This is a genomic window from Sporosarcina luteola (genome assembly GCF_007991495.1).
GTDB lineage: Bacteria > Bacillota > Bacilli > Bacillales_A > Planococcaceae > Sporosarcina > Sporosarcina luteola.
Map to the genome: position 1 here is coordinate 1 of NZ_BJYL01000032.1, position 26,220 is coordinate 26,220.

The 26,220-nt window shown below is 41.5% G+C and carries 27 protein-coding genes, 1 riboswitch and 1 other annotated feature; of the genes, 16 read left to right on the top strand and 11 right to left on the bottom strand.

Annotated elements, in window-relative coordinates; translation table 11 throughout:
- The first annotated feature begins 114 nt into the window (after positions 1–114).
- The gene (locus SLU01_RS11750) at positions 115–492 is read left to right on the top strand and encodes a hypothetical protein (protein WP_246110971.1); all 378 of its coding nucleotides are present in this window, start codon (positions 115–117) and stop codon (positions 490–492) included.
- Between the two features lie 64 nt (positions 493–556).
- On the opposite strand, the gene SLU01_RS11755 is transcribed toward SLU01_RS11750, so the two are convergent.
- Positions 557–1,225 (bottom strand): YjgB family protein, encoded by a 669-nt coding sequence (locus SLU01_RS11755; RefSeq protein ID WP_147058538.1) that lies wholly within the window; start codon positions 1,223–1,225, stop codon positions 557–559.
- A 187-nt stretch (positions 1,226–1,412) separates the two neighbouring features.
- Between SLU01_RS11755 and SLU01_RS11760 the strand changes: the two genes are divergently transcribed.
- From SLU01_RS11760 to SLU01_RS11770, 3 genes are all read left to right on the top strand, one after another.
- Positions 1,413–1,976: a DUF6434 domain-containing protein gene (locus SLU01_RS11760; protein WP_147058541.1), complete on the top strand. Its 564-nt coding sequence runs from the start codon at positions 1,413–1,415 to the stop codon at positions 1,974–1,976.
- A gap of 135 nt (positions 1,977–2,111) precedes the next feature.
- Positions 2,112–3,410 carry a phytoene desaturase family protein gene (locus tag SLU01_RS11765; RefSeq protein ID WP_147058543.1) on the top strand — a complete coding sequence of 433 codons (1,299 nt, stop codon included), beginning with the start codon at positions 2,112–2,114 and terminating at the stop codon, positions 3,408–3,410.
- A 5-nt stretch (positions 3,411–3,415) separates the two neighbouring features.
- Positions 3,416–4,279 (top strand): RNA polymerase sigma-70 factor, encoded by an 864-nt coding sequence (locus tag SLU01_RS11770; RefSeq protein WP_147058545.1) that lies wholly within the window; start codon positions 3,416–3,418, stop codon positions 4,277–4,279.
- 177 nt (positions 4,280–4,456) lie between these two features.
- Here SLU01_RS11770 and SLU01_RS11775 read toward each other — a convergent pair whose 3' ends face one another.
- Positions 4,457–5,911, bottom strand: coding sequence for an alanine/glycine:cation symporter family protein (locus SLU01_RS11775; RefSeq protein ID WP_147058547.1), 1,455 nt, complete (start codon positions 5,909–5,911; stop codon positions 4,457–4,459).
- Positions 5,912–6,041: 130 nt separating this feature from the next.
- Here SLU01_RS11775 and SLU01_RS11780 point away from each other — a divergent pair, with 130 nt between their 5' ends.
- The 4 genes from SLU01_RS11780 to corA all read left to right on the top strand — a co-directional run bounded on the left by SLU01_RS11780 (position 6,042) and on the right by corA (position 8,877).
- Positions 6,042–6,512, top strand: coding sequence for a GNAT family N-acetyltransferase (locus tag SLU01_RS11780; RefSeq protein ID WP_147058549.1), 471 nt, complete (start codon positions 6,042–6,044; stop codon positions 6,510–6,512).
- A complete protein-coding gene (locus SLU01_RS11785) occupies positions 6,503–6,904 on the top strand; it encodes a hypothetical protein (RefSeq protein ID WP_147058551.1) in 402 nt (133 codons plus the stop codon). The genes SLU01_RS11780 and SLU01_RS11785 overlap by 10 nt, the downstream gene beginning before the upstream one ends.
- Before the next feature lie 173 nt (positions 6,905–7,077).
- Positions 7,078–7,815 (top strand): sulfite exporter TauE/SafE family protein, encoded by a 738-nt coding sequence (locus tag SLU01_RS11790; RefSeq protein ID WP_147058553.1) that lies wholly within the window; start codon positions 7,078–7,080, stop codon positions 7,813–7,815.
- Positions 7,816–7,914: 99 nt separating this feature from the next.
- Positions 7,915–8,877, top strand: coding sequence for a magnesium/cobalt transporter CorA (corA, locus tag SLU01_RS11795; protein WP_147058670.1), 963 nt, complete (start codon positions 7,915–7,917; stop codon positions 8,875–8,877).
- 36 nt (positions 8,878–8,913) lie between these two features.
- On the opposite strand, the gene thpR is transcribed toward corA, so the two are convergent.
- Positions 8,914–9,456: an RNA 2',3'-cyclic phosphodiesterase gene (gene thpR, locus SLU01_RS11800; protein WP_147058555.1), complete on the bottom strand. Its 543-nt coding sequence runs from the start codon at positions 9,454–9,456 to the stop codon at positions 8,914–8,916.
- Positions 9,457–9,627: 171 nt separating this feature from the next.
- Between thpR and SLU01_RS11805 the strand changes: the two genes are divergently transcribed.
- Positions 9,628–10,419, top strand: coding sequence for an HAD family hydrolase (locus tag SLU01_RS11805; protein WP_147058557.1), 792 nt, complete (start codon positions 9,628–9,630; stop codon positions 10,417–10,419).
- Between the two features lie 265 nt (positions 10,420–10,684).
- Here SLU01_RS11805 and serA read toward each other — a convergent pair whose 3' ends face one another.
- Together serA and SLU01_RS11815 are read right to left on the bottom strand one after the other, a co-directional pair.
- Positions 10,685–12,271, bottom strand: a complete 1,587-nt coding sequence (serA, locus tag SLU01_RS11810) for a phosphoglycerate dehydrogenase (RefSeq protein ID WP_147058559.1) — start codon at positions 12,269–12,271, stop codon at positions 10,685–10,687.
- The gene (locus SLU01_RS11815) at positions 12,271–13,431 is read right to left on the bottom strand and encodes a pyridoxal-phosphate-dependent aminotransferase family protein (RefSeq protein WP_147058562.1); all 1,161 of its coding nucleotides are present in this window, start codon (positions 13,429–13,431) and stop codon (positions 12,271–12,273) included. Before SLU01_RS11815 ends, serA begins: the two co-directional genes overlap by 1 nt.
- Before the next feature lie 58 nt (positions 13,432–13,489).
- Positions 13,490–13,716, bottom strand: a binding site (T-box leader).
- A 167-nt stretch (positions 13,717–13,883) separates the two neighbouring features.
- Between SLU01_RS11815 and SLU01_RS11820 the strand changes: the two genes are divergently transcribed.
- Together SLU01_RS11820 and SLU01_RS11825 are read left to right on the top strand one after the other, a co-directional pair.
- Positions 13,884–14,387 carry a DUF3231 family protein gene (locus SLU01_RS11820; protein WP_147058564.1) on the top strand — a complete coding sequence of 168 codons (504 nt, stop codon included), beginning with the start codon at positions 13,884–13,886 and terminating at the stop codon, positions 14,385–14,387.
- Positions 14,388–14,495: 108 nt separating this feature from the next.
- On the top strand, positions 14,496–16,538 hold the full coding sequence (locus SLU01_RS11825; protein ID WP_147058566.1) for a prolyl oligopeptidase family serine peptidase: 2,043 nt from the start codon (positions 14,496–14,498) through the stop codon (positions 16,536–16,538).
- A 40-nt stretch (positions 16,539–16,578) separates the two neighbouring features.
- Here the strand turns inward: SLU01_RS11825 and SLU01_RS11830 are convergent, their stop codons facing one another.
- Complete coding sequence (locus SLU01_RS11830; protein ID WP_373866416.1) at positions 16,579–17,559, bottom strand: M23 family metallopeptidase; 981 nt, start codon at positions 17,557–17,559, stop codon at positions 16,579–16,581.
- Between the two features lie 135 nt (positions 17,560–17,694).
- Between SLU01_RS11830 and SLU01_RS11835 the strand changes: the two genes are divergently transcribed.
- Positions 17,695–18,012 carry a thioredoxin family protein gene (locus SLU01_RS11835; RefSeq protein WP_147058568.1) on the top strand — a complete coding sequence of 106 codons (318 nt, stop codon included), beginning with the start codon at positions 17,695–17,697 and terminating at the stop codon, positions 18,010–18,012.
- A gap of 539 nt (positions 18,013–18,551) precedes the next feature.
- Here SLU01_RS11835 and SLU01_RS18250 read toward each other — a convergent pair.
- From SLU01_RS18250 to SLU01_RS11860, 5 genes are all read right to left on the bottom strand, one after another.
- Positions 18,552–18,662, bottom strand: coding sequence for a putative holin-like toxin (locus SLU01_RS18250; protein WP_246110972.1), 111 nt, complete (start codon positions 18,660–18,662; stop codon positions 18,552–18,554).
- A 552-nt stretch (positions 18,663–19,214) separates the two neighbouring features.
- The gene (locus SLU01_RS11840; protein ID WP_147058570.1) at positions 19,215–19,691 is read right to left on the bottom strand and encodes a GNAT family N-acetyltransferase; all 477 of its coding nucleotides are present in this window, start codon (positions 19,689–19,691) and stop codon (positions 19,215–19,217) included.
- A gap of 153 nt (positions 19,692–19,844) precedes the next feature.
- On the bottom strand, positions 19,845–20,420 hold the full coding sequence (locus SLU01_RS11845) for a GNAT family N-acetyltransferase (RefSeq protein ID WP_246110973.1): 576 nt from the start codon (positions 20,418–20,420) through the stop codon (positions 19,845–19,847).
- A gap of 765 nt (positions 20,421–21,185) precedes the next feature.
- Positions 21,186–21,902, bottom strand: a complete 717-nt coding sequence (locus tag SLU01_RS11855) for a glycerophosphodiester phosphodiesterase (RefSeq protein WP_147058572.1) — start codon at positions 21,900–21,902, stop codon at positions 21,186–21,188.
- A gap of 70 nt (positions 21,903–21,972) precedes the next feature.
- Positions 21,973–22,251 carry an AbrB/MazE/SpoVT family DNA-binding domain-containing protein gene (locus tag SLU01_RS11860; protein WP_147058574.1) on the bottom strand — a complete coding sequence of 93 codons (279 nt, stop codon included), beginning with the start codon at positions 22,249–22,251 and terminating at the stop codon, positions 21,973–21,975.
- 195 nt (positions 22,252–22,446) lie between these two features.
- On the opposite strand from SLU01_RS11860, the gene SLU01_RS11865 reads away from it, so the two are divergent.
- From SLU01_RS11865 to SLU01_RS11880, 4 genes are all read left to right on the top strand, one after another.
- On the top strand, positions 22,447–23,304 hold the full coding sequence (locus SLU01_RS11865; protein WP_147058576.1) for a YitT family protein: 858 nt from the start codon (positions 22,447–22,449) through the stop codon (positions 23,302–23,304).
- A gap of 49 nt (positions 23,305–23,353) precedes the next feature.
- A riboswitch (SAM riboswitch) is annotated at positions 23,354–23,460 on the top strand.
- A gap of 76 nt (positions 23,461–23,536) precedes the next feature.
- Positions 23,537–24,445, top strand: a complete 909-nt coding sequence (gene metA / locus SLU01_RS11870; RefSeq protein ID WP_147058678.1) for a homoserine O-acetyltransferase MetA — start codon at positions 23,537–23,539, stop codon at positions 24,443–24,445.
- A gap of 116 nt (positions 24,446–24,561) precedes the next feature.
- Positions 24,562–25,275: a YetF domain-containing protein gene (locus SLU01_RS11875; protein WP_246110974.1), complete on the top strand. Its 714-nt coding sequence runs from the start codon at positions 24,562–24,564 to the stop codon at positions 25,273–25,275.
- Between the two features lie 297 nt (positions 25,276–25,572).
- Positions 25,573–26,145, top strand: coding sequence for a TetR/AcrR family transcriptional regulator (locus SLU01_RS11880; protein WP_147058578.1), 573 nt, complete (start codon positions 25,573–25,575; stop codon positions 26,143–26,145).
- Positions 26,146–26,220: the final 75 nt, after the last annotated feature.

Here is a 26,220-nt window from a genome sequence, read left to right on the forward strand (position 1 = left end):
TCACTCCCTCCTACTCGATTTACAAGAACAGGCAGGGATTTCTGTCGGGGTGTGGAATAGATTAGGAAAGCAGGATAAATCATTGTACTAAGAATCTTCGTGGGGGGCGGGATGGTGGAAAGTAATTGGAGATGGAAGAATTGGGTTCTTCCAGTGCTTTTCCTTATAGTGATTGTTGGGGGATTAGGATATTATAAGATATATTTCACACCAAAAAATTCACTTGAACTATATCAAGAGCTGACGTTTGCCGATAGTTTTGAAGATGTCCAGAAGCTGATGTTAAAGGGGTATGAAGGAAATTTTTCAGAAGAAGATTTTGAGGCGATCCAAACAGGCTCAATGTATCAGATCAGCCAATTCACCCTCTTCGAGTACTATGACAAGTCTTATGTCATCTTGACATCGCCGGGAACGGAACGCTTAAAAATTCTTTCCGTCGATGAATTGCCGGAAGAGGTGAGAAAGTTCTTTTCGGAGTTAGGGGAATAGGAGATAACATGCGAAGAATCGCTTATGCAGATTCTTCGCATGCTCCACTGGTAGCGGCGGGCGATCAATTCCATTTCTTCAAGTTCACATGATCCGGCGTGCCGTCTTTGCCGATGATGAACTGTAATTCAAAGTTATTAAAATGATAACGGATATTCTGCTCTCCAGTCGACTCGATTCGGCGACTATCCGCGGGTTTACCGAGCTGCTCGGTCAAATCCTCCTCAGTAATGCCGCCAAGATTCGTCTGGCGTTCCACATTTGTACCGAAGTAGCGGGCTTCCTCCAGTACGCCTTTTCCATCGTATTTGAATGCAACTGACGGATTGCCCATTGAACCGTGATAATGATCATAATCGCCTTTCTTTTCCTCAGGCTCTCCAATTGCGTTGACGATGTCATTACGCGTCGTCTTTCCAATTATAAATCCTTGGTCTGGACGGTAGACTTTCCCATCTTTCGCATCCTTCGCCAAGCCGTTGAGCGTATCAATCGCCATTTGTTTTTGTTCAACCTCCACTGAGCCGGAAGAAGAATTGTTCGTATTTCCTTCAGTAGTTGAAGTGTCGCTATCAGTTGAACCGTTATCCGCAGCTCTCGTGTCGTCCAATTCATCTGTCACTGGTGGATTGTTTTCCACCGCTTCCTTCCCATTCTCATCGTTCGTATTAGTGCATCCAGCGATAAGAAAGGAGCTCGCTGCCACCAGCAGCATCCATTTCATTGATTTCATAAACAATTCCCCTCTACAAAAATGTAATTTCTATTCTTCTATTTTACCCTTAATGTATCAAATGATAACGGAGGACGTAAAATCCGTAGGCAGGAATTTCTGCGGATTTGTAGAATAGAGTAGGAGAATAGATGAAAATATAGAACTGAGGAACGTTGGTAATAAAGGATAGAGGAGTAGGATATAAATGAGACCTTCATTAAACAAAGATTTAAATGTAGAAGTTTTTCGTGATTTTTATTGGTTGAAAGAAGAATTACAAACTTTTTGTAGAGAAAATGGGATAAGTGCTTCTGGCTCTAAATTAGAAATTACTGATAGGATAGCAATATTTCTTGAAACAGGAAAAATACAAAAGCCGATGAGGAGAAGGAGCTCTCCTCCGAAAGAAAATCAGATAGAAGAATTAAGTTTAGATACGGTTATTACTGAAAACCATCGTTGTAGTCAGGTAGTTAGAGCTTTCTTTCAATCGGTAATTCCGAAATTCCACTTCTCTACCTATATTCAAACCTATTTTAAGGAAAGTGTAGGAAAAACATATCGGGATGTTGTCGATGCGTGGTATGAAGAAGAGGAAAGAAAAAAAGATCCATCTTATGAAAAACAAATTGGTGCACAATTTGAATACAATCAATTTACAAGAGATTATTTTGCGGATCCCAAAAATAAAGGTAAGAACAGAGAAGATGCAATTGAAGCTTGGAATGCAATTAAAGTTCTGCCAGGTAGCAATAAATATAAAGGGTGAAATTTGTTTTAAACTTGGTAAGTAGGTTCACGGTTGTACTAGTCTGAAAGAATAATACAAAGTTTTTTCATAGTAGCTGTCACAAAATCCTTTCCTCAATCGTTTTGATTACAGAACAAATTAGGAGGGGTTTTTATGCTGAACTATGATGTTGCAATCATTGGTGGCGGCTTAGCTGGGTTGACAGCAGCTAATTTTTTGACGAGGGAAGGAAAAAAGGTCGTTGTTTTGGAAAAATCGAACCGTCTTGGTGGAAAGGCGATGACGAATGATAAAAATGGGGTTCTTATGAACTTGGGACCGCATGGTTTGTTTATGTCAGGGGATGCGGCAAATGTTTTTACTGAGCTTGGAATTTCTCTTCCAGGTGGGAATGCTACGAAACCTGTTCAGATTCACGGCATGCTAAATCATGCTGTTCATGTCGTTCCAACAGATTTTTCATCGATTATGTCAACGACACTTCTACCGTGGAAAGCTAAATTCATGTTCGGAAAATTAATGTTAAAGCTTATGAAGTTGAACATTTATTCCATTCCGGAAGTTAGCCTGAAGCAGTGGGTAGATTCTGAAATAGGCGATCCGATGGTGAGGCATCTATTTTATGCGATTTGTCGTTTGTCGTCCTATGTGAATGCCCCGGCTTTACAGCTAGCAAAGCCAGTTTTGAAGCAGGTAAAACGTTCATTACAGGCAGGTGTCTTATACATCGATGGAGGCTGGGAAACGATTATTCAAAAACTTAAGGCAAAGGCAGAAGCGCAGGGTGCTGAAATCGTAATGAATAAAAATGTAACAACTATTGAGCATCACGAGCATTATCAAATCATACGATGCTCAGATGGTACGGTCATCCACGTTCCAAATTGTATCATTGCAGCCCCTCCAAAAGAGGCGATTAACATGTTAAATGGTGCAGAACATACTTCTTTACGTTTGTGGGCTGAACAAGCAATTCCTGTAACGGCATGCTGTTTAGATATTGGAATTAAACAGTTGCCTAATCCACAACACCAATTTGCGATAGGACTCGACCAAGCTTTGTTTTTTACGAATCAATCAAGGGCTGCAAAGTTAAGTGAAGACGGAACATTGGTAGTAAGTTTAGCAAAATACCATAATCCCATGGAAGAAATAAATGTAAACGCCGATAAGCAACAATTAGAATCAATAATGGAATTGCTTCATCCAGGATGGAAAAAAGAAGTCGTAGTGCAACAGTTTTTGCCGAAACTAACGGTATCGCATGATTTTCCACATGTGAAGCGAACAGAAAATCCCGGCCCAAGCATACCGGAAATGCAAGGGATATTTATAGCAGGAGATTGGGCAGGACATGAAGAAATATTAGCAGACGCAGCAGTTGCGAGCGGGAAGCGTGCAGCGTTAGAAATTTCACATGTAAACGAAATGGTGTTAGCAAAGGAAGGATAATCGTATTGGAAACTGAACAATTGTATCAGACGTATAAACCTTTGTTGTTTTCAATTGCCTATCGAATGACGGGAAGTGTGGCGGATGCAGAAGATCTTGTACAAGAGGCATTCTTAACGTATAACCGTGTTAGCAGTGAAAAAGTCATTGAAAACGAGAAAGCATATTTATGCAAGATTTTGATGAACAGCTCCATAGACAAATTGCGATTAGCTGCTAATAAGCGTGAGATTTATGTTGGAGAGTGGCTGCCTGAACCATTGGTAGATGAAAGAAATGACCCTGCCCATACTTATTTAATGAAGGAATCTATCTCGACCGCTTATCTTTTGCTGTTACAGCAGCTAACTGAAGACGAACGAGCAACGTACCTTTTACGAGAAGTTTTTCAATATAGCTATGAAGAAATTGCGGGTATTGTTGAAAAGTCTTCTACCAATTGCAGGCAGATTTTTCATAGAGCCAAAAAAAGTATGGATAGCCGACCGAAACCTTCAACACTGGATTTTCAATCAATGAGAAACAGCGTAGAACAATTTACGGTAGCACTTCAAAAAGGGAATATCCCTAAAATGCTAGAATTATTGAAGACAGATTCTGTATTTATTTCTGATGGAGGCGGCAAAGTAAAGGCTGCGCTAAATCCAATCTATACAGCAGAGCGCATTGTTTTATTGTTCACAGGCATTATGAAAAAGCTTCCTGAAAACGCAAGATTAGAATTCGAAGTTGTCAACGGTTATCCAGGAGTTGTCGTATCAATTAATGATTATGTCACTTATGCCGTATCGATGGATTTCCTAGAAGATAAAATTTCGTGTATTTTTATGGTGTCCAACCCGGATAAATTGGAGCACTTGCAGAAATGAAAATAGAAGTGAATATAAAGACGGTTGAAGAATAGCAAAACGCTAATCTTCAACCGTCTTTTATTATTAGTTCTCGTTCTTCCCGGAAGAGTTCTCATTCCAGTGCAAAGAGTTCTCGTTCTTCCCTGAGGAGTTCTCATTCCTGCATAAAAAGTTCTCATTCCCGCCCACTTATATTTATTTCTTCACTTTATCCTCATAAAACACATTGAAATTCGGGTCGATTGTGCCGATATTCAAATGCCTTGCCTTATAATCACGCAGCAATTCGAAGAACTTCTTACTCAAGAACATAATGACAATCAAGTTAATAAACGTGGGAATTGCAGTCGTGATGTCGGCGAAATACCAGACGGCCTTGCCAGGCATATCGTAGGAAACGGCATAGACAACCATGAGTAATCCGGGAACGGGGTAAAGCCATTTATAGAAGGCAATCGTTTTATTCTTCACCTTCACTTTCTTCTCTCCGCCAAATAGATGGCGTAAGATGATTTCGTAATAGGTGTACCAACCGGTCGTCGTCGTCAAGCCGAAGAGGAAGACGGACAGGGCGATGATGTATCTGCCTGTTTGTCCGATGCCGGCTTCAAATGCCGATAAAGTGAGTGCTGCCCCGTCCAAACCAGATGACCAGACACCGGTAATGATAATTGTGAAAGCGGTCATCGAACAGATAATGATCGTATCGATGAAAACCTCGACCGCCCCCCACATACCCTGCTTAATTGGATGATTCGTTTTCGCCGTGGAATGGATCATCGGAGAAGTACCCCAACCGGCTTCGTTACTATAAACCGCACGTGCAACCCCCATCCGAATCACTTGCGCAATGACGGCGCCCGTAAATCCGCCGACAGCGGCCATCCCAGTAAAAGCGCTTTCGAAAATTAGTCCAAAGACAGGGAAAATTTGATCGTAATTCTTGAAGATAATGAAAAGTGCAGCTAAAACATAGAAGATACTCATGAAGGGAATGAGCTTAGATGCAATTTCACCAATCCTTTTAATACCACCATAAATCATGAAGTAAATTAACGTGACGTAAATCAATGAGGAAGGAATCATTCCAATATTGAAGGTTGAGCTGACAGCTTCCGAAACTGTGTAATTTTGCAGAGTAATAAAAAACGTAGTGAAAATACCGAAACCGAAGAGGATAGCTGGGATCTTCCAGTATTTAAACTTCTTTTCCTCACCTAATCCTTTTTCCATATAGTACGTTGGACCGCCATAGGGATTCCCTTTTTCATCAGAGCCGCGATAGTGGACAGCTAACGTAACTTCGACTGTTTTCGTCATCATTCCTAAAAAGGCAGTGATCCACATCCAAAATACCGCCCCAGGTCCACCAACTGCAATGGCGGTCGCAACTCCACCGATATTCCCAACACCGATACTCCCGCCGATTGCAGTACTCACTGCTTGGAAGGGAGTTAAAATTCCTTTGGCATCATCGTCCTTATCTCTCTTCGAAAATAATTTTCCGAATGTAGCCTTGAAAATATGCGGTAAATAACTGAATTGGAAAAGCTTACTTCCAATCGTGAAGTAAAGACCAACGAATAAGACCGTGAAAATGAGCGGCAACCCCCATAACCAACCGACAATCGTCTCTAAAAATTGCTCCATTCTATTGCCTCCTTTTCTCTAGTCAGAATCTTTTGTCTAAACTATGAGAGAAAGAGTTAAATGATACATGAATATAAGAATATGAATAAATTTAAATTATAGTATAATTTGATAAAGAGGGAGGCTAAATATGCCACACGTTCAATATTTTTGGGGATTTCCTGATGAAACAACAATGGATGGGATTTTACAGTTACATAATTCTATTTTTGAAAATGCCGATGAATTATTGGAGAAAGCTTCAAAACGTCCGAAACTCCTTTTTGTAACTGTAATTGAGCAAGACAAAGTAGTCGGATATAAGATCGGCTATGAGCTTTCGGCTGACCGCTATTATAGTTGGTATGGAGGAGTCCGTGAAGAATATAGAGGAAAAGGAATTGCCACCATCCTTATGGAACACCAACACCGTCTCGTTAGGGAAGCGGGCTATGCAACGATTGAAACGAAGACGAGAAATAAGTGGAGGAGTATGTTGATATTGAATTTAAAACACGGATTCGATATAACAGAAACTTTTTATGATGATGATGGCATTCATCGCATTACATTAGTGAAGGGTTTAATAGATAAAAAAGGAAGTGAGATGAGTTGGATTTGAAGAAAGCATTGATTGGCCTGTTTGTTGTACTAGTCATATTGAGTGGCTGTAGCAAAGGATACTGGGTTTGGAATAAGAAGAACATTGATGAAGAGCCAGCAGTTAGGTTTTACGTTAACTACTTGCAAGATGAAAAACCTGATCGAAAAGCATTTAAAGTCATTGATATTGCTGAAGGGAAAAAGATGGTCGTCGTATCAACTGGCACAAAGGACCGCGAATTGGAAGCGGTCAGCGTTAAATACTCAGATGATGAGACGACCGTAACAGTGAGAGAAGTGGAAGCGGATAGTGATGAAATAAACCCATATATCTTAATCGGCCTTGAACATCCAGTGAGCAATTTCAAGGTTGTTAATGAAGATGGGGAAGAGTATGAGATTGGTTTTTAAAAGCTGGATGTAATGGATTAAATTAAATGAGGGACCGACACATGTCGGTCCCTTTAATATTGTCTTACAACTTTCACTATATAAGAAAAACCTATAGATTATTATAATAACAATTGAATTTTCTTATCGATAACTAAGGAGTATACTTAAGTTATCAACAGGGGGTGTTCGTGATGGAATATATATATATCTTTTTTATCGGGGCGATTGCAACAACGATTGGAACATTGGCAGGCGGTGGGGGGTTAATTAGCCTTCCGGCAATGTTGCTCTTTGGGGTACCGATCCATTCAGCTATCGGTGCGAATAAAGTATCTAATACGGTCAGCTCCTTTTCAAGTTTTCTATTTCTCTTAAAGCATAAGCAAATTTCTTTGCGAGAATCGTTTTGGATCATTCCAGTTAGCTTATTTGGAGGAATAAGTGGCGGGTTCATTGCAACGAGACTTTCAGAAGATCATTTATATATTATGGCGATCATTCTTCTCTCATTTGCATTCCTCACTTCATTTATTGGCAAGGGAGATTTTGAAGGACATGAGAAATTAAAGGCAAATAAATGGAGCGTCCCAGGATTATACGGAATCGGTATATACGACGGACTTTTTGGGCCGGGACAAGGGACGTTGATGCTTTATCTATTCGGTCATTTGAAAGTTGCCTATATTAAAGCGGTCGGCTATGTGCGCCTCGCGACATTTTCCAGCTGTTTTGGAGCTGCCATCACCTATATTGCGGCTGGAAAAATTATATGGCCGTTGACAATTATGCTAATGTTGGGGTCCATAACAGGAGCACAGACGGGAGTAAGAATTGCGGAGAAGTTGAAGCCTAAATTCGTGAAACCGTTATTACGGGTTGTTACCGTAGCTTTAATCATCCAAATTGTCATTGAGAATATTGTTGCTTGAAATAACACTTCGGGGGATTAGTTGAATCTCACGAAGTGTTATTTTATGTCTGAAAGGGGATACACTTATCGAAGGATGATTCGAAATGTAGGTGAAAGTATGTTACAGACAATGGGATTGACAACAACGAATGAAATGATATTTGATTTTGGAATAGAGGAAATCAAGGAGCTTTCTTTGCAATGGTATTGGGTCGATTTTGACCGACCATCCGAAGAGGAAAGTGAACTGTTGTTCAGCTTTTTCGACTTCCATCCACTGGCCATCGAGGATTGCTTGGGAAGACTGCAAAGGCCAAAAATGGATTATTATGATGGATATACATTCTTCGTACTGCATTCAATTTGCAGTGAAGACCTTGAGGCCGAAGAGCTGAATATGTTCCTCGGGGAAAATTTCATCGTAACATTCCATTTCGGGAAGCTTCAGGAAATGGACAAGGCACTTGAAATGATTTTAACAACGTCGAAAACATGGGATCAGGGCCATAAATTTGTGGCCTATCAAATCTTCGATAAAGTGGTCGACCAGTATTTTCCGATCCTATATAATATTGAAGATCATTTGGATGAAATCGAAGAGGAGCTTTCACCGAGAACCGTTCATTTATCGATGGATTACGTATTCGAAGTAAGAGGAGATTTACTGCGTTTACGGAGAACGATTTTTCCTATGCGAGAATTACTGTATAGAATGCTTAATTCAGAACGACTTAATTTCACAGGACAGGAACTCGCCTATTTCTCCGATGTTTACGATCATTTGATTCGACTAGGAGAAATGATCGACTCCAATCGCGAATTGACTGCGGATATCCGCGATAGTCAACTGTCCATCAATTCTAATCGGATGAACAGCATCATGACGACGTTAACAATAATTTCATCCATTTTCATCCCCTTGACGTTCATCGCCGGCGTCTACGGCATGAATTTCGATCGCATGCCAGAATTACATTGGCGATATAGCTATTTACTTGTCATCGTTATCATGGCAATCATTGCGCTTTCCATGATCTATTGGTTTAAGCGCAAAGGCTGGATCGGCATCGACAAGACTTAACAAAACCGCACCCGGCAAATAGGGGTGCGGTTATTTTCATTCGAAAGAAAAGTGTTCAATGATTTCGTATTTAGGTGATTTTGAAGGATGGATTGTGAAAAGAGAAAATCCATCAACGTGAAATTCGATAGGTGTGAATGCTTCCTTTTGAATAGGAAAATCCCCCGTAATCTTTCGCTTTTTAGCAATTGTAATATGAGGTGTAAAACGGTTGTCGCTTTCAATGCCCAGGTCTTTCTTTCCAATCGCGGCAATGGATTGTTGCAATGCATGAAGTGAGGTGGATGGCTCCACAGACAAATAGACGACCCGCGGACCTTTGGGGGAACCGAAATAAGAGAGTCCGTCAGTGGCTAATTTGAATTTTTCATGCTCTTGAGCAATAGCTGCAAGGTGCCGTTTTAAAGGAGCAAGCTTGTCCTCAGGAAGCGCACCGATAAACAACAAGGTGATATGTAAATCATCCATATGCGGGATAGCCTTGTAAGCAGTAGCAAGATTGTGTTTCTCCCGATAGTACTGAACCCTTTCTTCGATGGAAGATGGGGTTTTAATTCCAATGAAATAATGGCTATGCATGCGCTCGTCTCCTTTCTTGTCTCTTATTGTAGCCTAACCGTCATTTAAAGAAACATGATTTCCTTACCTGACGCTAAAAGGGGGAGTTCTCATTCACCGCCAAAAAGCGCTACAGAAATCAGCACTGCAAATAATGATTGTGTATAATCGAATGTAAAGGGGTGTTGCCTAATGATCCGAGCAATTATTTTCGATTTGGATGATACGTTATTATGGGATAATAAAAGCATTGCCACTGCATTTGAAAAGACTTGCCATTATGCAAACGAAGTTGCCATGATAGATCCGAAAGGTCTTGAAGCTTCGGTCCGAGAAAAGGCATGTGAACTATATGCCTCCTATGATACATATGAGTTCACTCAAATGATCGGCATTAACCCCTTTGAAGGATTATGGGGAACTTTTGACGATCCAGGAAAATCCTTTCAGCGTATGAAAGAAATTATCCCGGCATATCAACGAGAAGCATGGATAGGAGGACTTGAAAGAATCGGTATTCGAAATCCCGCGCTGGGCGTGGAGTTGGCTTCAAGGTTCATTGAAGAAAGAAAGAAGTCTCCTTTTGTGTATGAGGAAACTTTTAGTGTTCTTGACCAGCTCAAAGGGAACTACAAGCTTGTTATGCTGACGAATGGATCGCCGTCCTTGCAAAATACGAAGCTAGAGATTACTCCAGAACTCTTACCATACTTTGATGAAATCGTCATTTCCGGCGCTTTTGGAAAAGGGAAGCCAGATCCAACCATTTTCGAATATGCGTTACAGAAAATTGGTTGCACTTCGACTGAAGCACTTATGGTTGGCGATAACTTGCTGACAGATATTGTAGGCTCGGCGCGTGTCGGTATACGTTCTGTTTGGATTAATCGTGAGAACAAGCCATCTCATCCTGATATTCTGCCGACATTTGAAATCAAAAGTTTAGAACAACTATTTCCTGTATTGGACACGTTGAATAACTAAGTGGGCACTCGTTAAAAAGTAGCCCACTCGGATGGTGGATTCGAAGTACTCGTTACAAGGGCCCATTCCCGGTCGCCTAAGGACCAATCTTTCAATCAAAGGCCCATTCCCCGTCGTTCAAGGTCCATTCTTTCAATCAAGGGTCCATTCCTTGCTGCTCAAGGTCCATTCTTTCAATCAAGGGTCCATTCCCCGTCGTCCAAGGTCCATTTTTGCAATTAAAGACCCATTCTTCATCGTCCAAGGTCCATTCCCCAACATAACCTCACAAATCTATCGCTTTCACCTCATAAATATCGACCAATTCCGTCAGGCTCGCAAGTTCTGCCTGCTCGACATGATTGTCGACTGTCAGCATCATGATGGCATTTCCTCCGATAGTCGACCTGCCGACTTGCATCGTTGCGATGTTGATGTTTTTTTCTGCGAGTAATGTTCCGACTCGGCCGATGGCGCCCGGCTGGTCTTTATGTTTAATGAACAGAAGATGGCCTTCCGGAATGACATCGACAGCATAATCGTCGACTTTGACAATCCTTGCTCCAAAGCCGTTCAGCAAAGTGCCAGAAACGTGGTGGATGGCGTTTGCGGTAACGATTTCTACGGTGATCAAGTTCAGAAATCCTTTGCCGGTTGTCGTTTTATGCTCGTTCACTTTAATGTCGAATCGTTCGGCTAAAAACTTCGCATTCACATCATTTACATGACTTCCGAGATTTCGTTTCAAGAGCCCTTTCACTGTATTGCGCGTTAAGGCACGGACATCGTAGTTTGCAAGTTCGCCTGTATATTTTATCGTCACTTCTTCAATCACGTCATCTGTCAGACGGGATAGGAACGCGCCCAGTTTCTCGGCGAGTGTGAAGAAAGGGGCGATTTTTGCAAGAACTTCTTTGGACACTGAAGGAAGATTGACAGGATTTCGAACGGCTTCTCCATTGAAGAAGCTGACGACATCCATGCTTACATCGACCGCGACACTTTCCTGGGCTTCCACGGTACTCGCCCCTAAATGGGGAGTTGCGATTACTTGCGGCAATGTGAGTAACGGATGGTCAACGAAAGGTTCGGTTTCAAATACATCAAGTGCGGCACCAGCTACTTTCCCAGACTGAATAGCATCGTATAATGCTTCTTCGTCAATAATTCCTCCACGTGCGCAATTGATGATTTGCACGCCATCCTTCATTTTTGCAAAAGCTTCCTCATTCAATAGATGACGTGTTTCTTTCATTAATGGGGTGTGAACGGTAATGAAGTCCGCAACTTTTAATACATCGTCAACAGTGCCGAAGCCGATCCCCATTTTTTGTGCCTTCTCTTCAGTGAGGAATGGATCATAGGCGATGACGTTCATCCGTTGACCTTTTGCCCTCGCAGCAACTTCTGCTCCGATTCGTCCGAGTCCGATGACGCCTAACGTTTTATTCTTCAATTCGACTCCAATATACGTTTTCCTGTCCCATCTCCCCATCTTCAATGAATTGAACGCTTGGGGGATTTTTCTTGCTAAAGCTGTCAGCATTGCGATTGTATGCTCAGCTGCGGAGTTCGTATTGCCGTCTGGCGCATTAACAACAATAATCCCGTGCTCCGTTGCGGCTTCTACATCAATATTGTCGACACCAACACCCGCTCTTCCGATAATCTTCAAATTGCTTGCAGCTTCAATGACATCCCGTGACACTTGGGTTTGGCTGCGGACGAGCAATGCATCTGCATATTTTACTTCCTGAAGCAATGCCTCTTTCGATAAATCGGTGACAATTGTAATTTCTAGATTCTCTGCTTGCCGCAAAGGTTGAATCCCTTCTTCGCTTAACGGATCGGTAATTAAAACATGAAAAGCCATCAGTTGTCCTCTCCTTTTGCCAAATAGATTTGCTGAGCTGCCGCAATGCCTTTGCCTAATTCGATTTTCTTCCCAATCTTTAACAAGCCGATTTCCATCATGCTGATCGTTTGCAAAACATCTGCTGGGGAACAATAGCCCATATGCCCGACTCTGAAAATCTGCCCCTTCAAATGACCTTGACCACCTGCAACCGATAATCCGAATTCTTGCTTAAGCACTTTCCGTAATAATTCTGCGTCGAAATCTTCCGGCTGAACAGCAGTCACGGTGTCAGAGGCATTTTCTTCATCTGCAAGCAAAGGGATGTCATGTGCCCGAAAAGCTGCACGCGTCATCTCTTTCATTAGTGCATGTCGGGCGTATACTTGCGTAAGCCCTTCAGCTTCCATCAATTTGAGTGCATCTTCCAGTCCGAATAAAAGTGATAGAGCAGGGGTGAATGGCGTCGTATTCTTATCTAGATTCTCTTTATACTTCTTCAAATCCAAATAAAAGCCGCGGTTCGGATTTGAATCAATAACAGCCCATGCTCGGTTGCTTGCTGCAATGAAGGTCAATCCTGCTGGAAGCATGAAAGCCTTTTGAGAGCCAGTCACCATCATGTCGACGTCCCATTCATCCATTTTCGTTTCCACTCCACCGACACACGAAACACCATCAACGATAATGAGTGCGTCGGAAACTTCTTTGATTGTTTTTGCAAGTTGATCGACAGGATTCATGACACCTGTTGATGTTTCGCAATATGTCGCAAAAACGGCTTTGACCATCGGAAAGTATTGAAGAAAGTCCCGAACGTCCTCCGGATCAAAAGCTTTTCCCCATTCGACATCGTACGTATGCACTTTAATTCCGTATGCTTTGCAAATTTTAACGAAACGCTCGCCGAATGCGCCGGATACGATGACGAGCACTTCATCCAAAGGCTTGACCGCATTGACAACTGCCGCCTCCAAACCTGAAGTTCCACTCCCGGCAATAATCAGTACATCCTGTTTCGTTCCGAATACTTTCTTAAGCATCGGTTTTATCGAGAGCAGCAATTCCGAAGTTTCATCGCCCCGGTGTCCGATCATCGGTTGGGCCATCGCTCGTTGCACACTTGGCGGAATTGGAGTTGGTCCAGGGATTCTTAAATAGTGTTGGTCTTGTAACATGTCAATCTCCTCCTATTAAAATGAATAATAAAAAGCCTTTCGTCCCTCGCAAATAAATGCAAGGGGCGAAAAGCTTGAAAGCTCCGCGGTGCCACCCTTTTTCACTATCGAAAAATCGATAGTCTTAAAAACATGTTTAACGCACATGTAACGGATTTGCCTACTAATTCTCGTTCAGCAAATCAATTCAAGAGTGCTGCTATATGTTGGTATCACTGATTTCCACCACCCATCAGCTCTCTAAAGATCACCGGACATATCGCCTGTCTCTATCATTATATTAATCTTAAAATTTGGTTAGACCCAATTGTAGCAAAGTTTTTTGGATTGTCAATTGATATTTGATAATAAGTCCTGCTTGGATGTTTTCAGTATAAAAAGCGGATATATCGACATCCTACAAGTGATTCCATGAGAAAAGTGGAAAAGTTTTAGGAAAGAAGGAGAATAGAATGGGCATATTAAGTGGAAATCCAAAAGAAGAGCCGTTACATTATGGTGAGGTGATTGGTTGTTGGTCTTATGCTGGAGCAAACAAAGGCCTAATTAGCGCTTATGAAGCATTTATCAATCATGCAGGTGATAAAGAGCTGATTGAACTGTTAAGAGAAGCCGTCGATATGATGAAAGATGAAAATAAGCAAGTGGAGAAAGTGTTAAAGGAGAATGGAGTGACACCGCCTCCAACTCTGCCGGAGCGGGCAAATGCGAAAGCTGAAGATATTCCCGCGGGAGCCAGATTCATGGATCCCGAAATCAGTGCAGCTGTTTCGATTAATGTCGGTCAAGGACTTGTTTCATGCAGCCAAGTCATCGGACAATGCATCCGGGAAGACATCGCTACGATGTTCAGTAAATTTCATGCGGCCAGGTTATTATTCGGATTGAAATTGCTGCGACTTAACAAGGATAAAGGTTGGATTATTCCTCCGCCTCTCCAGACAGATACGAAATAAGAAATTGCAGGTAGAGGAAATTAGTTTTTCTTTACCTGCTTTTTTCATACATACTTTTCTGAAGAATATGGTAAAATCATGTTTGAAGACAAAGGGGGATTTATTACGATGAGTATTTTAACAAAACGCAAGGAAGTCATTGAGAATTATCATGGGACGGAGATTAAAGATCCATACAGATGGCTGGAACATCCGGAAGATCCGGAAGTACAGCAATGGGTCGATGAACAAAACAGTCATACGCAAAATTTCATCGCAACTTTTTCTGAACGGGAGCATGTGAAAGCCAAATTGATGGAAACATGGAATTTCCCGAAGTATTCCGTTCCACAGAAAGAGGGGGATTATTTTTATTTCCACAAAAATGATGGTTTACAGAACCAATCGGTTTTTTACCGGACAACAGATTTAAATGCTGACGACCTTGAAGTCATTCTTGATCCGAATACGATGAATGATGAAGGAACTGCAGCGATTACAAATCTAGCATTTACGAAAGATGGCAAACGACTAGCGTACGGGATTTCGCTTAATGGAAGTGATTGGCAGGACATCAAAGTACGTAATTTGGAGACCGGTGAAGATGAAGGGGATCTTATTCAATTTTGCAAGTTTAGTAGCATCGCCTGGAATAAGGAAGGTACAGGTTTTTATTATAATCGTTTCCCGGATCCGTCGACAGTGCCTGCAGATGAGCAAAGTTTTTACAATAAAGTATATTGGCATGAATTAGGCAAGCCTCAAGATGATGATATTCTCATTTATGAGGATCCGGACAATAAGGAGTTCTCTTTCAACCCGATCTTTTCGGATGATTATCGATACTTATTGTTAAATATTTGGAAAGGAACAGAGAACAAGAGCCGGATCTATTATAAAGATCTTGAAGCAGGCGGGGAATTTGTCCATTTGTTTGGAAAAGGTGATGGTGAATATTCATTTATCGGAAATGAAGACCGTACTTTCTACTTTGTAACAAATGTCGATGCGCCGAAGGAGAAAATTATTGCGGTTGATTTGGACAATCCGTCGAAAGAACATTGGGTGGATATCATACCGGAACGAGAAGATGTTCTTTCTTTTGGAAAAATCGTTAACAACCAATTTGTCGTTTCCTATTTGCATAACGCACATGATGAATTGAAAATTTACGATATGAACGGTAAACATGTGACAGATTTACCGTTGCAAGGTTATATTTCCTTAACGGGGTTAACAGGGAAAAAAGAGGATGAAACGATGTTCATCGGATACACTTCGTATCTGGCACCAAATTCAATTGCAAGGTATAGTTTTGAAAAATCAGAGCTTACTGAGGTCTTCCAACAGAACAGTAAATTCGACACGGAGGGATTTGAGACGACTCAAATTTTTTATCCATCGAAGGACGGTACGAAGATCCCGATGTTTTTAACACATAAAAAAGGCTTGGTTCTGAATGGTGAAAATCCGGTTGTCTTGTATGGATATGGCGGTTTCAACGTAAGTCTCACACCATCTTTTTCACCTGCTCTGCGCATGTGGATGGAAGAAGGCGGTGTCTATGCGGTCGCCAATCTAAGAGGCGGCGGTGAATTCGGGGAAGAATGGTATAAGGCGGGAACATTGGAACGAAAACAAAATGTGTTCGACGATTTCATCGCAGCTGCAGAATGGCTTATTGCTAACAACTATACGAACAGCGGGAAGCTGGCCATCATGGGTGGAAGCAATGGAGGATTATTAGTTGCGACTTGCATTACACAGCGTCCAGACTTGTATGGCGCAGCCATTTGTCAGGTGCCCGTCACCGACATGCTTAGATATCATAAGTTTACAGTGGGAAGATATTGGGTGACGGATTATGGCAACGCTGAAGCGAATGCCGAAGACTTTGAGTTTATGATCAAGTATTCACCGTTGCATAATGTCAAGGAGGGTGTTGAATATCCTCCGACGTTGATAACAACTGCTGATACGGATGATCGGGTCGTCCCGGCGCATGCAATGAAATTTGCTGCCACAATGCAGGAAGCCCATAAAGGTGACAATCCAATTTTGCTCCGAGTTGAAAAAAATGCGGGTCATGGCTTAGGGAAACCGACCGTCAAAATCATTGATGAACTAACAGACGTCTATTCATTCCTATTCAAAACATTAGGTCTGAATTAAAAAGAACAGGCTGTCTCATCTCAACAGATGAGGCAGCCTGTCATTTTTGCCGTTCCCAGTTGCGTAAGGCAGGGAATGGATCGAAAGCCCATTCAGTACGACCGTTGTATTTATATACTCCATAATGAAGATGCGGCGGAAATTTACCTGAAGTGCCTTCTTTTCCATAACCCGAGCTCCCGACGTAGCCGAGAAGTGTGCCGGGTTCAACTATATCGCCTTCCTTAATGCCCTTATCGAAATAAGCCAAATGGGCAAAGTAATGGTATGTGTTGTGATTATCTCGAATTCCTACACGCCATCCGCCATATTCATTCCAACCCATCACTTCAATGACACCATATGAAGTGGCCACGACCGGTACGCCGTAACCCGCGAAAATGTCGGTCCCTTCATGGATTCTGCGTCCGCCCCATCCGCGGCTCGAACCCCATGTACCTCGATACGTATAGTGATGACCTTTTGGAATAGGGAATACATGAGCATCCAATTCCACGGTTTCAAAGTGTTTGTATAGTTTAGCAATCGTCATAACCTGATTGACTGTAGCTTCCCGTTTATAGTAATGCCATAACGCAGCTTTAAAGTCATCTTCACGGGGTCCGTAAAAAGACAGATGCGAATACATAGACACAAGTATATCCGCGGGGTCGGTCAAATCGGCTATACCATCTTCATTGCCATCCATGCCATTACCGCCAAATAAGGAGATGGTGTCCGGGGAAGTGTCCGTTGGATCGGGATTCAAAATACCGGTCCAATCGTCAGCTTGGAATTGAATGGAAATGGGTCCTTCTGATTTCTGCAAGTCATTGCGCACTTGTTGAATATTCCGTTCGTATTGATCGATTGCAGCAAGGTAATACCAGGGCACGAGTTCATCGGAGAATCGTAAATATAAATCCATACGTTCCTTAACGATGTCCTCCTCGGATCGGACGTCGGAAGCAGAAGCAAAACCGGATGGCAAAAACGACCAGATCAATATACATAGAGAAGCAATTATAAATTGGATACGCAAGGGGAAACCTCCTTTGTATATATGATAGAATTCCCCGATTGTCTCTTTTCATGAATGAATCATTCGATGGTATATGATGGATTGTTGTGGAGTGCTATACTTGAATGGAGTAAATCATGTAAGGAGCGATGTATGATGGAAAAACTTCAGTCGGTTGAACAATTTGAGGAATTGAAAAATGAGGAGCGGACGATGTTTCTTTTTTCTGCGGATTGGTGCCCGGATTGTCGGGTAATCGAGCCATTTTTACCTGGTCTTGAGGCGGATTATCCTGAATACCAGTTTGTGTATGTCGATCGAGATGAGTTTATCGATGTTTGTCAGCAACAGGATGTTTTTGGGATTCCAAGTTTCATCGCTTTCCATAATGGGGAAGAGGCCGGCCGTTTTGTGAGCAAGGACCGGAAGACGAAGGAAGAGATTGAGGCATTCATTAACGGATTGTCATCTTAATAAAAAAATATTGGTAATATCTCTAAATCACGTTGATTTCCGCTCCAGGCGGACGCTTTCCGGGGGGCGGGCGGTGAGCCAATCGAACAGCGAAGGGTTCGATTTGCCGTATTTCTGCGTTCTCTGCAGAAATTAAGGCATCCCTCACTCTGCTCCCAACGCTTCGCTTTTGGTCGCAAAAGCCGTTCTTCGTTACGGCTTTCACTGTGGGGTCTCACCTGTCCCGCTAATCCCCCAGGAGTCGCCGCCTTCCGCTCCAATCAACTAAGTATCTGTATCTATACGGCAAACGCGCCCTAGATTGTAGTACTGTACTTTTGCATAAATAGTGTTCGTATGCATGAAACATTAATTTATAGCGGGTGAACAGGTGGATTTTCAGCATAATTGTGGTAAAGTAAAGGTATACTAAAAAAGACTAGGTGCGCTAACACCCAGTCAATGCAGCTGACATCCGCATGAAGTGCGGTTGGCCTGTAATACGAGAGTTTTTACAAAAGAGTAACTACCCTGCTTACTGGCAAGTTAGCGTAGGGTGGTTACTTTTTTCTATTGGTGAATAATGCAATCATCGCTACAATAGCTGTTACCATTGCCGCGAAAAGCATTCCAAATTGGAATAGCATGTTCATTGCTTCGTATGTCACCATGTAAACACCCCCTTTCTCAAGGGAGTGCCGACCGCCCATCCGCTTTATGTAGCTGCTTACACTATTCTATCACGTTTATGAATTGATAACAGGGAAATCAAAAAGATAACTGTCATCTTAAAAAGCTAATCCATCATTTACAAACGCGCCCGATTCTTGAACAGTGTCAAACCGTTGATTTCCGTTCCAGACGGACGCGTTCCGGAGGGCGTGCGGTGAACCAACCCGTTCGCTTCGCTTACGTTGGTTGTTTCACCTGTCCCGCTGATCCTCCCGGAGTCGCCGTCCTCCACTCCAATCAACCAAGTATTTGTTTCTATACGGCAAACGCGGCAAATAATGAAATAGTGTACAACCCGTTGATTTCCGTTCCAGGCGGACGCGTTCCGCGGGCACAGCTTCAGCCTCCTCATCACTACGCTCCGCTCCGTTGGGGGGTCATCAGCTCGCGCTGTTCCCGCTGGAGTCGCCGCCTTCCACTCCAATCAACTAGAGTGTGCTATCAAACAATCGCGCCCGATTGATGAATATGTAGGTTAAAGTATTTATAGGTTAAAGTTTTAACACAGTTACTATTTCATTTTCGCATATCTCGCCGTTATCACGGAATCCAAAACTTTCATAGAACCTTTTAGCAACAACATTATCGGCATCATATTCTAACCAACAATATTGGGCATGCCCTACTGGGAATGTGCGTATGAACTCCAATACCTTTTTCATAGCCTCCCTACCATACCCCTGATTTTGGTATCTTTTATCTATCATAAGACGCAATATACAATAATTGTTATTAGCGATTTTCGGAAGCTCGTAACCAGTAATACCATAAACAATCATAACAAATCCCACTATCTGTTCATCAGCATAAATTGCAAAAGGAAGTGGACTACCACCATTGATAGCAAGAACATAGCATGAAGCAACACTTGAAAGATTGGATGCGACAAAACGGCGTTGGTCATCTGCAACTTCTAATTTGAATACCTCTCTTCTATTTTCTAATGTAATTCCTCGAAGTGAAATCATGTAGCTCACTCCTTCCGAAAATTAATTTACTCTTCTTCTATTCTTTAAAAGAGACTTCGTATGAAGTCCTTCTACCATTCAATACTTGAGTATTAAGCATAATGGCCCGTTAGAAGTGCAGCCCTTTTTCGGCAACTGCGCCTGATAATGGAATTAAGTTACTTTAAAGAACTCTTTTTCCAAAATAGAATAAAAGTATTGGTCAGTCCATTTACTATGCCAAAAAAGTTCTTCCTTGAATATAGCTTCTCTTACCATACCAATGTATTCCATTAAAGTTGCGGAGGATTTATTGTTTGAATTACACATTCCAACTACTTTATGTGCGTTTAACTTGTTGAATGCAAATTCCAATAAAAGTTTAGCCGCTTCTCTGTCATAACCTTTTCTCCTATATTCGGGAAGTATTGCAAAACCAATTTCCCAGCTTTTTCTATAATCATTATAGCTCCATATTTGCTCTAAGCCGATCGGTGTTTTTCTTCCGTTCGCTATCAAATTGACTATAAAATCATAATTCCCATTTTGTCTTCTATATATTTTATTAATATATTCCTCCCGTACAACATCTTCATTAGACTGTGCAAATTCCTCATATTTCCATAAACTTTTATCGCATTCGATCCTGCAAATAAAATCCAGATCATTAATTGATAATCTTGATAATATCAATTTATCTCCCACAATCTCCAAATTACTCCCCCCATTAGCCCACATAGTTTTTTCCATATAATGGCCCGTTTGCGATATTGGCGATATTGCTTGTTCAGCATTAGTGCCCGTTTCGGGAATAGTAGATTTAAATTTTACGCTTTAATAAGTTTATTGCATAGTACATGAGTGATATCAAAAATGATAGCAGTATTACGATTATCGTGCCAAATGTATAAATAGCTGTTTCAGCATAATCTCCACCATCAAACAAATTACCAAATACAAAGTATAAAACCACACTAGCAATTAACGTTAAGAAAAAAACACTAATATATTTGGATATATTATCCCTCCTACGAGTCAATACAATAGCCCTGTTTGATGAATATAACTTATGAAATATACGCTCCGTTGCTTGGAGTGCAGGCGCCGACTCCGGGAGGATTAGCGTGAGCCTTGAGACCCCGCAGGGCGCATGCCTTTCGCGACCGAGGAGGCTCAAGTCACGCCCTCCGGAAAGCGTGCGCCGGAACGGAAAGCAACAGTTTATACTCAATATCTTGGCCTCGTTTGCTTAATACTAAATTATTCACCCTTTTATAAATAGCATAATCTATCTTTATTTTGAACAACCATGTCGATTGATTTAATATAGACCGACTATATAAGCAGAGGTATCGGACAGCAATGGAAACAAATCATCAAATCTTTTTTATGAATAATCTAAAAATTCCCTCATTTTTTAAATGTCATTTTCCCGTATGAACAATATCATCTCTTTTTTCAGGATTCTGGATTTTAAAAAAGATATCGGGAAAGAGATAGCCGATATCTTTTTCATTACGAAAACAAAACCGACATTCTTTCTGGGTAATCCGTGAAAATGGATTCTACACCGGAGTGTTTTAACATTTGCGCATAATTTTCGTCATTGACGGTGAATGTTCGGACAGGCACACCTGCCTCGTAAACTTCCCTCAATGATGGACGAACTGCTGTCGGGAAGAAAAGGTGAAGCGCATCCGCAGGCAAGTTTTGTAAGTAATCTAATGGGTTGACAAGAACTTCCATGAATAAAGCACCTGTCTCGATTTGTGGAGCTAGTTGTTTCGCCATTTGAATTGCGCCGTGGTCGAAAGAGGATAGAATGACGCGTGACTCGATTTGACGATCTGAAATAATGGCCAACACTTTTTCAACCATCCCTTCGTAAGGGAAAATATCGGATTTCAATTCGATATTCAGTTTATGTTCAGTCTGAGCGAAGATGTCTAGAACTTCGTCAAGTGTTGGAATCGTTTCTCCTGCAAATTCGGGAGCAAACCAACTGCCATAATCATACAATTTCAATTCATCCAATGTCATATCTTTTACATAACCATGACCATTCGATGTGCGGTCGATCGATTCATCATGGATGACTACGAGTTCACCATCAGCAGTCATATGTACATCGAATTCCACTCCGTAAATCGGTAAACGTGCTGCTTCTCTAAAAGATGATAATGTGTTTTCAGGAAAGTTTCCTGATGCTCCCCGATGGGCGAAAACATTCATTTTGCTCAACCTCCTACAATGATAAAATTCCATTCGAAAAGGGCAACGGAACATCCGTCGCCCTTTGTTGTTATTCCCAGGTCTTATTGCTGTCAATTTCCTTTTTTAGGATTTCGGCACCTTTTGGACTGAGAAACATGCCATTGGCTAGTCGTTTGTTTTGTGGGGTAATTTCTCCGGTAACGATACAAGCTTCGTCCACAACGTATTTTCGCAGGATAATCATATCATCATCCACAAAAATTTCCATTGGAGCTCCTTTGTCGAGCTTCAGCGTATTTCGCAATTCTTTAGGGATTACAATTCGACCAAGATGGTCAACCTTCCTTACAATTCCCAGACTACGCATAATATCCTCCCTAACATCGTGATTTTTATTATACTAGTGCTACTAGTGTACCAGATATATAGAAAAAATACAAAAATATGAATATAACATCTTCTCTTTACCTATTCATTCTATTCCACTAATACAAGCTTTAAAACTATTCTAAACAAGGAATTCTGTTAAAATAGGTAAGGTTTCATTGAGAGGAGAGAAATTATGTCGTTTATTCATAAAAAATCAGTTGTTTTTGATTATGTACAAATCGTAGTCGGCTCAGTTTTTGTCGGTCTTGCATTTAATATATTTTTCTTGCCGGCTCGAATTGCCGCGGGAGGTATTTCGGGTGTCAGTACGATCTTATACGAATTATTCGGATATAATCCTGCGATTGTCCAATGGTTGATTAATATTCCATTGATCGCATTAGGATTGTTGCTGGCAGGGAAGGAATTCAGTGCTAAAACAATTGTAGGGACGTTCAGTGTTCCATTCGTCATTTATTTGACGAGCGGAATCGACTTACCAATCCATAATCCGCTGCTAAGTTCGATTTACGGTGGAATCATGCTCGGCATCGGTCTAGGAATTGTTTATCGGGGGAATGGATCGACAGGCGGAACGGCTTTAATTGCACAATTGCTGAAGAAGTATACCGGCATTTCCAGCGGCTTTTCACAGCTCATTGTTGACGGTGTCGTTGTTGTCACATCAGCATTCGTCTTCAATTTTGAACTGGCTTTATATGCACTTATGTCGATTTATGTGACAAGTAAAGTAATCGATTTTGTTCAATTGCAAACATCACCAACAAAGCTTGTGCTTATCATTACAGAACAAGAAGAGAAGATCCAATCGATCATTAAGAATGAGATTGACCGGGGTTTGACAAAAGTAAAATCAACAGGTGGTTTTTCGAATGATGAGAAGACGATGATTTTATGTGTTGTGGAGCAATCGGAGGCGGTTTATTTGAAAAAGGTGCTACAAGCAGCAGAACCATCCTCTTTCGTCATCTTCCTAAACGCCTCAGAAATACTTGGACTTGGATTTTCAAAAGCAAAAGTCCACCAATAAGGTGTGTACAATTTTTTAAAAAGTGCTATAATAGTTCACAACTGAATATTTCTTATCAAGAGAAGCTGAGGGATTTGGCCCGATGACGCTTCAGCAACCTCTGCAATTGCAGGAAGGTGCTACCTCCAACAAGATTTTAATCTTGAGAGATAAGAACGAAGAAACCGATATTAATCCTCGTTCCTATCTATTTGGAACGGGGTTTTTTATTTTTGAAAAGGGGGAATTATACATGCCGATTAATATACCGGAACAACTACCAGCACGTGAATTGTTGAAAGAGGAAAAGATTTTCGTCATGGATGAAGGGCGGGCAACTGCTCAGGATATCCGGCCTTTAAATATCCTGATCCTGAATTTAATGCCTGAAAAAGAAAGGACGGAGCTTCAATTGCTTCGGCTGCTCGGGAATACGCCATTGCAGGTGAATGTTTCTTTTTTGAACACTGCTACATATGAATCGAAAAATGTGAGTAAAAATCATTTAGATTCATTTTATACGACGTTCGAATTTGTCAAGAATCGCCGGTTTGACGGACTGATTATTACAGGTGCTCCAATTGAGCATCTTGAGTTCGAGGATGTTGCTTATTGGGAAGAATTGCAACAGATCATGGATTGGTCCAAAACGAATGTGACGTCAATATTGCATATTTGTTGGGGAGCACAAGCAGCGCTTTATCATCATTACGGTATTAATAAATTCGAATTGCCTAAAAAGCTCTCCGGAGTATTCTGCCATACATTGACAGATCCAACTGTGAAATTGGCTCGTGGTTTCAACGATCTTTTTGAAGCGCCGCATTCCCGATATACGTCCGTTTCAATTGAGGAGATTGAGAAGAACCCTGAATTACAGTTATTGGCACTTTCTGAAGATGCGGGCGCATTCATTGTCCTATCAAAAGATGGTAAGCATATTATGATTACTGGACATTTGGAGTATGATGCGTGCACGCTTGGGGAGGAATATGAACGCGATTTGAAAAAAGGGGTTGAAATCGATATGCCGGAGAACTATTTCCCGAATAACGATCCGACAAAGCAACCATTCAACACGTGGCGTTCACATACGCATCTTCTTTTCTCGAACTGGCTGAACTATTACGTCTACCAGGAAACGCCGTTCGAATGGGAGTGATCATCTAATGTAAACAAGCAAAGCGGGAATTGCCTGATTCCATGCTTTGCTTTTGTTTGTCTACGTATATTGCAATCGTTCTATCACACACTAGTGTAAGTGGAGGTGTGATAAAAATGATTTCGGATGTAATCTCTAAATTGGACTTTTGGGAAATGATGCTGCGAACGACATTTGCTTTTATCATTTTAATGATTCTCGCCAGATTCATGGGAAAAAAACAGATTTCACAACTAACTTTTTTCCACTATGTGACAGGGATTACGATCGGATCCATTGCGGCTGAGATTGCGGGTCAATCGGAAACCCCATTTTTGAATGGTGCTGTTGCAATGGTTTGGTGGGCAGTTCTAACTGTATTAATGAACTTATTAACAATCAAGTCGAAGAAAGCCCGGGTCTTATTCGATGATCAACCGACCATCATTATACACAGAGGGAAAATAAGTGAACAAGGGATGAAGAAGGCCCGTCTAACTTTAAATGATTTAAACATGATGCTCCGTGAGCAAAGTATTTTCACGGTCACAGACGTGAACTATGCCATTCTTGAGCCGAATGGACAGTTAAGTGTCATGAAAAAAGCGGCTCAAGAAGCTGCGACGCGTAAAGATGTTAAAGCGCCTGCTAATGAGCCGAAGTATATACCGACAGAAATCATTTCGGATGGGAAATTAATAAAAGAAAATTTAACCGAGCTGAAGCTGACGGAAGAATGGGTTTATGAAGAGTTGAGGAAAAAAGGAATCGGCAAAGTGGAGCAAGTGTATTATGCTGAAATTCTTGCAGACGGTAGTTTTCATATCGATCAACGGACGGAAGAGAAATAGGGGGGAGGCATCTGCCCCTTCTTTCGGCTGTGAAAAAATATGATTTGTGAAAGAATGAGAACTTATCTTGGAAGAACGAGAACTCATTGTGCTGGAATGAGAACTTTCTTGGTGAGATGGAGAACTCTTTGCATTGGAATGAGAACTTGCCATGTAAGAACGAGAACACTTTGCCTAAGAATGAGAACTTACCTTAGAAGAACGAGAACATATTACTCCAATACGAGAACTTTATTAGAAGAACAAGAACTTTTGTGTTATAATGAATGACAGTCATTCAGTGGAAGGGGGAGGCAAATGGATAAGAGGGAGAGAATTATAAAAGCGGCGATTGAAGTTTTTCGTAAGCAAGGGATTGAGAAGACGAAGATTTCCGATATTGTGAAAGCGGCAGGGATTGCTCAAGGGACATTTTACTTATACTTCCCGTCAAAGCTATCACTCATGCCTGCGATTGCCGAAGTGATGGTCGCAAAAACATTGGAAATTGTTAAGGACAGAGTATCGGATGATGCACCGTTTCCCTTGCGAATGGAGCAGCTCGTCGACGCGATTTTTGAAGTGAATGAAGAATATCATGAAATTCAAGCGCTCATTTACTCAGGTTTAGCATCAACGGAACACCTGAAAAATTGGGAAACAGTATACGCCCCGTTCTATAAATGGGTGAGTGATGGCCTTCAGCAGGCGATTGATGAAGGAGTCATCCGGAATTCCGTTAATCCTGATCGGACGGCTAGACTTGTTATTGGTCTTGTGGAATCAGCCGCGGAGCAAATTTATCTATATGACACAGATAAAGAGGATGAAGCGGTCATTCAAAAAAATGAAGTGAAGAACTTCTTGAAAAATGCCCTTGCTATCGACTGAATGCGCATAGTTTATATAAACATCAAAAAAATCAACATTGGCAACTCGTCATTTTAAAATGAATGACAGTCAGTC

Coding starts and splice junctions, on each gene's coding strand:
- SLU01_RS11880 (WP_147058578.1), top strand. CDS start 25,573: ATGGATAAGAGGGAGAGAATTATAAAAGCGGCGATTGAAGTTTTTCGT.
- metA (WP_147058678.1), top strand. CDS start 23,537: ATGCCGATTAATATACCGGAACAACTACCAGCACGTGAATTGTTGAAA.
- SLU01_RS11825 (WP_147058566.1), top strand. CDS start 14,496: ATGAGTATTTTAACAAAACGCAAGGAAGTCATTGAGAATTATCATGGG.
- SLU01_RS11820 (WP_147058564.1), top strand. CDS start 13,884: ATGGGCATATTAAGTGGAAATCCAAAAGAAGAGCCGTTACATTATGGT.
- SLU01_RS11860 (WP_147058574.1), bottom strand. CDS start 22,251: ATGCGTAGTCTGGGAATTGTAAGGAAGGTTGACCATCTTGGTCGAATT.
- serA (WP_147058559.1), bottom strand. CDS start 12,271: ATGGCTTTTCATGTTTTAATTACCGATCCGTTAAGCGAAGAAGGGATT.
- SLU01_RS11780 (WP_147058549.1), top strand. CDS start 6,042: ATGCCACACGTTCAATATTTTTGGGGATTTCCTGATGAAACAACAATG.
- SLU01_RS11775 (WP_147058547.1), bottom strand. CDS start 5,911: ATGGAGCAATTTTTAGAGACGATTGTCGGTTGGTTATGGGGGTTGCCG.
- SLU01_RS11835 (WP_147058568.1), top strand. CDS start 17,695: ATGGAAAAACTTCAGTCGGTTGAACAATTTGAGGAATTGAAAAATGAG.
- SLU01_RS11805 (WP_147058557.1), top strand. CDS start 9,628: ATGATCCGAGCAATTATTTTCGATTTGGATGATACGTTATTATGGGAT.
- SLU01_RS11755 (WP_147058538.1), bottom strand. CDS start 1,225: ATGAAATCAATGAAATGGATGCTGCTGGTGGCAGCGAGCTCCTTTCTT.
- corA (WP_147058670.1), top strand. CDS start 7,915: ATGTTACAGACAATGGGATTGACAACAACGAATGAAATGATATTTGAT.
- SLU01_RS18250 (WP_246110972.1), bottom strand. CDS start 18,662: ATGGTGACATACGAAGCAATGAACATGCTATTCCAATTTGGAATGCTT.
- SLU01_RS11760 (WP_147058541.1), top strand. CDS start 1,413: ATGAGACCTTCATTAAACAAAGATTTAAATGTAGAAGTTTTTCGTGAT.
- SLU01_RS11790 (WP_147058553.1), top strand. CDS start 7,078: ATGGAATATATATATATCTTTTTTATCGGGGCGATTGCAACAACGATT.
- thpR (WP_147058555.1), bottom strand. CDS start 9,456: ATGCATAGCCATTATTTCATTGGAATTAAAACCCCATCTTCCATCGAA.
- SLU01_RS11865 (WP_147058576.1), top strand. CDS start 22,447: ATGTCGTTTATTCATAAAAAATCAGTTGTTTTTGATTATGTACAAATC.
- SLU01_RS11765 (WP_147058543.1), top strand. CDS start 2,112: ATGCTGAACTATGATGTTGCAATCATTGGTGGCGGCTTAGCTGGGTTG.
- SLU01_RS11840 (WP_147058570.1), bottom strand. CDS start 19,691: ATGATTTCACTTCGAGGAATTACATTAGAAAATAGAAGAGAGGTATTC.
- SLU01_RS11845 (WP_246110973.1), bottom strand. CDS start 20,420: ATGGAAAAAACTATGTGGGCTAATGGGGGGAGTAATTTGGAGATTGTG.
- SLU01_RS11855 (WP_147058572.1), bottom strand. CDS start 21,902: ATGAATGTTTTCGCCCATCGGGGAGCATCAGGAAACTTTCCTGAAAAC.
- SLU01_RS11815 (WP_147058562.1), bottom strand. CDS start 13,431: ATGTTACAAGACCAACACTATTTAAGAATCCCTGGACCAACTCCAATT.
- SLU01_RS11875 (WP_246110974.1), top strand. CDS start 24,562: ATGATTTCGGATGTAATCTCTAAATTGGACTTTTGGGAAATGATGCTG.